The organism is Sphingobium sp. SG1 (assembly GCF_057063145.1).
In genome coordinates this window covers 1-3,010 of the sequence record NZ_JBVVOJ010000052.1, presented here as the reverse complement: position 1 = coordinate 3,010, position 3,010 = coordinate 1, and the positions used below count along the sequence as shown (strand labels likewise).

At 64.1% G+C, this 3,010-nt stretch carries 5 protein-coding genes; all 5 read left to right on the top strand.

Annotated features, from left to right (window positions below):
- Positions 1–270 (top strand): hypothetical protein (locus AC0KVN_RS27440; RefSeq protein ID WP_483656806.1); only part of this gene is annotated, 270 nt, incomplete at its 5' end.
- Positions 267–1,241, top strand: coding sequence for a DUF1376 domain-containing protein (locus AC0KVN_RS27435; RefSeq protein WP_483656804.1), 975 nt, complete (start codon positions 267–269; stop codon positions 1,239–1,241). The genes AC0KVN_RS27440 and AC0KVN_RS27435, both read left to right, overlap by 4 nt.
- On the top strand, positions 1,210–1,842 hold the full coding sequence (locus tag AC0KVN_RS27430) for a hypothetical protein (protein WP_483656802.1): 633 nt from the start codon (positions 1,210–1,212) through the stop codon (positions 1,840–1,842). The genes AC0KVN_RS27435 and AC0KVN_RS27430 overlap by 32 nt, the downstream gene beginning before the upstream one ends.
- 58 nt (positions 1,843–1,900) lie before the next feature.
- Positions 1,901–2,476 carry a hypothetical protein gene (locus AC0KVN_RS27425; RefSeq protein WP_483656800.1) on the top strand — a complete coding sequence of 192 codons (576 nt, stop codon included), beginning with the start codon at positions 1,901–1,903 and terminating at the stop codon, positions 2,474–2,476.
- Positions 2,477–2,657: 181 nt separating this feature from the next.
- Positions 2,658–2,852: a hypothetical protein gene (locus AC0KVN_RS27420; protein ID WP_483656798.1), complete on the top strand. Its 195-nt coding sequence runs from the start codon at positions 2,658–2,660 to the stop codon at positions 2,850–2,852.
- Positions 2,853–3,010 lie beyond the last annotated feature (158 nt).

Sequence of the window (3,010 nt, the reverse complement as noted above, 5' to 3'; positions counted from 1 at the left end):
AAGAAAGCCTATCGCACGACGTGCTGGGCCGAAGCCTTGGCAGCGAAGCTGCGCGCGCCGGACAGCGAGAAGATCGCCCTCAAGGTCGAATTCTTCCCGCCGAACCGCCGGTCGCGCGACGATGACAATCTGGTTTCCAGCTTCAAGCATGGCCGTGACGGCATCGCCCTGGCCCTGCGCATCGATGACAAACGGTTCCGGACCGTCCCCACATTCCATGATGAGGTCGTCCCCGGCGGCGAGATCATCGTCACGCTGGAGCCTCTATGACCGCGCCCCTGACCCTGCCCGACTGCGATCTGCAGGACTTCCCTTTCATGCCGCTGCATGTCGCGCGCCTGCGCGACAGCGATCTTGCGGCGACCGTCGATCCGGAGGCGGCGTGGTTCGCCGTCATGCTGTGGGCGGCATCCTGGCACCAGATTCCGGCCGGCAGCCTTCCCGACGATGAGATGGTGCTGACACGCCTGTGCGGGCTGGGCCGGGACGTAAAGACGTTCCGCAAGCGCCGCGCCGGCGCCATGCACGGCTTCATCCAGTGCGATGATGGCCGCTGGTATCACCCGGTTGTCGCCGAACAGGCCAATGCGGCCTGGCGCGCCAAGCAGGAGCAGCGTCACCGCACCGAGTGCGCCCGCATCAAGAAGCATAATCAGCGCCATGGAGCCAACGTCAGCTATCCGTCGCTCGACGATTTCATTGCCGGTGGTTGCGAACCTGTCCCGCTGACAGCGCCGTCCAAGTCCCCTGACTGTCCCGAGGGACAGGGATGCGATGTCCCTCGGGAAAACACATCCAAGAGACAGGGAGAGGGACAGGGACAGGGAGAATATATAGATGATGTTGATGATGATGGAGCGCGAGCGCGCGTCGCCCTCGTCATCGACAACGATCCGATCGATCATGCCGACCTGGCTGACCGCGCCGCTCGCGCCGCCGGTGTCCGCCACATCGAGCCCAAGCGCATCGCTGCTCACATCGACCTGATCCGCGAATGGCTGACCGGTGGGTCCACCCCCGACGAGATCATCGAGACCATCAAGGCCGTGACCGCCAGCTCCAGCGAGCCCAGCCACTCGCTCCAGCGCTTTTCCGCCCACATCCGCCAAACCGTTGCCCGCAGGGAGAATAACCATGGGACAGGAACTATCGATCCAGCAGGGCGGCCAAGTGTCGCCCAAGCTATCCGTACCGCGCGCGATCGCGTCGGTGCTGTCGGACAACCAGTTCAGCCTGCGTGAGTGGACGGCCGCTGACGCCGTGTCGCGGCTCGCTGAGATGGACCGGGCCCGCCTTGCTGGCCTTGCCGCCCAGGCTGCCACGATCCTGCAACCGGCCAACCCGCAATGGCTGAATGACCGCCTGTCGACGATGTATCTGGCCATGTCGCACGACACCAATCCGGACAAGGCGACGGCCTGGCTGCACGAGACCATCCGCCTGCTGGCCGACATTCCGCAGGACATCGTCGGGCCGGCGATCGATGAGGCGGTGAAGCGGTCTGAGCGCGGCTTCCTGCCCAGCGTGGGCGCCATCAGGGCCATCGCCGATCCCATGATGGACGAGCGCCGGCAGAAGGTCGCCCGGCTGCGCAAGATGGCGGATGCAGCCGTCACTGCCGCCGCGCCGCGGGTTGCCGCCGAGCCGTTCGTGCCGTGTAGTCCGAAGGATGCTGCGTCGATCATGCAGGAATATGGGATCGGGCGGATGGCTGCCGAGAAGGTCCGCACGATCGACCCGGCCAGGCTGCGCGGGCCCAAGTCGATCACTGACGAGGACTATGTCGCGCTCGGACTCAGTCGCGAAGACGCGGAGCGCGCAATTGCTGGCTTCCAGCGCTGAGATTGCTGGATCGAGCGAGCGATCAGGGGTAGAACGAATGGCGAACGGAGTGGTGGATATGGGCGGGCGTCGGGGTCAGGTCAGTGATAGCGATTGGTGCATCGTCCGCACCTCGGCGGCAGGGACGATAGCCGTGCATGCAGCCCTGGCAGATGCGGGGATCGATGCATGGACGCCGATCGGACTGGAGAAGAAGCTGGTCGGCAAGACGCGCAAGCCGGTCCAGCGCCGCGTAGCACTGCTGCCTACATTCGCCTTCGCCCGCTATGGCGCGCTGCCCGAACTTCTCCGCATGTCCCGCTCGCCATCGCCCTCCTATCAGTGCTGGGATCCTGACGAGAAGCGCATGGTCATGCGCGGCTGTCCGACCTTCTCCATCTTCCGCCATGGATCGATTTACCCGGCCGTCACCGATCGTGAATTAGACCGGTTGCGCGTGATCGAGCAGAAGGGTCGACCGGTTGCGGCGGTCCGGATGGTCGAGGCTGGTGAGGCAGTGAGGTATCCTGATGCTGGCTTTGACGGCCTGACGGGCGTCGTGCAGATGGTGAAGGGTCGCTGGGCATTCGTGCTCTTCGATGGCTTTGGCCAGAGCGCCAAGGTCGATCGCACACGCCTGCTTTCAGCCGCTTGACGCAATGAGAACGTTTCGGGTACATCGAGATATCGGCCGCAACGGATGCGGCTTCAGGCGTGACCGATATTCGAGTGTTCCCCTTGATTGGGAACTGCGGTTGCCGACGTACCGGGGCCAGTGCGCTTCGGGCGGTGTGCAACGCAATGGCGCCTGTCTTTCCGAAGAAATGGAGATCACGATGATCAAGAGCATCTTCGCGCTTGTGGCGCTAACCTGCCTGTCTGTCCTGTCTTTCGCATCCAGCCTGGTCGATCGCATCGCCAACGTGGCGATCAGCCTCATCCCCAGCATGATCAGCGCCAAGCCGGCGTTCATCCTGGACAACGGCCACCCGCGTTCGCCGCTCGCCTCGCTGCGCGCCGGCGTCGCCTGACAAGAATACCACCGCCTGAGAGCTGGGTCTCCGGGCAACGGCGGAGGCGACATGATCAAGGTGAGCGACGATCTGATCGTTAATCCCGTGCATGTCGCCTCCATTTCGTGGGATCGCGGCCACACCTATACCGCGATGATCATCACCATGGCCGACGG

Excerpts from the sequence above, each read along its gene's own strand:
- AC0KVN_RS27435 (WP_483656804.1), top strand. The coding sequence starts at position 267 with ATGACCGCGCCCCTGACCCTGCCCGACTGCGATCTGCAGGACTTCCCT.
- AC0KVN_RS27425 (WP_483656800.1), top strand. The coding sequence starts at position 1,901 with ATGGGCGGGCGTCGGGGTCAGGTCAGTGATAGCGATTGGTGCATCGTC.
- AC0KVN_RS27420 (WP_483656798.1), top strand. The coding sequence starts at position 2,658 with ATGATCAAGAGCATCTTCGCGCTTGTGGCGCTAACCTGCCTGTCTGTC.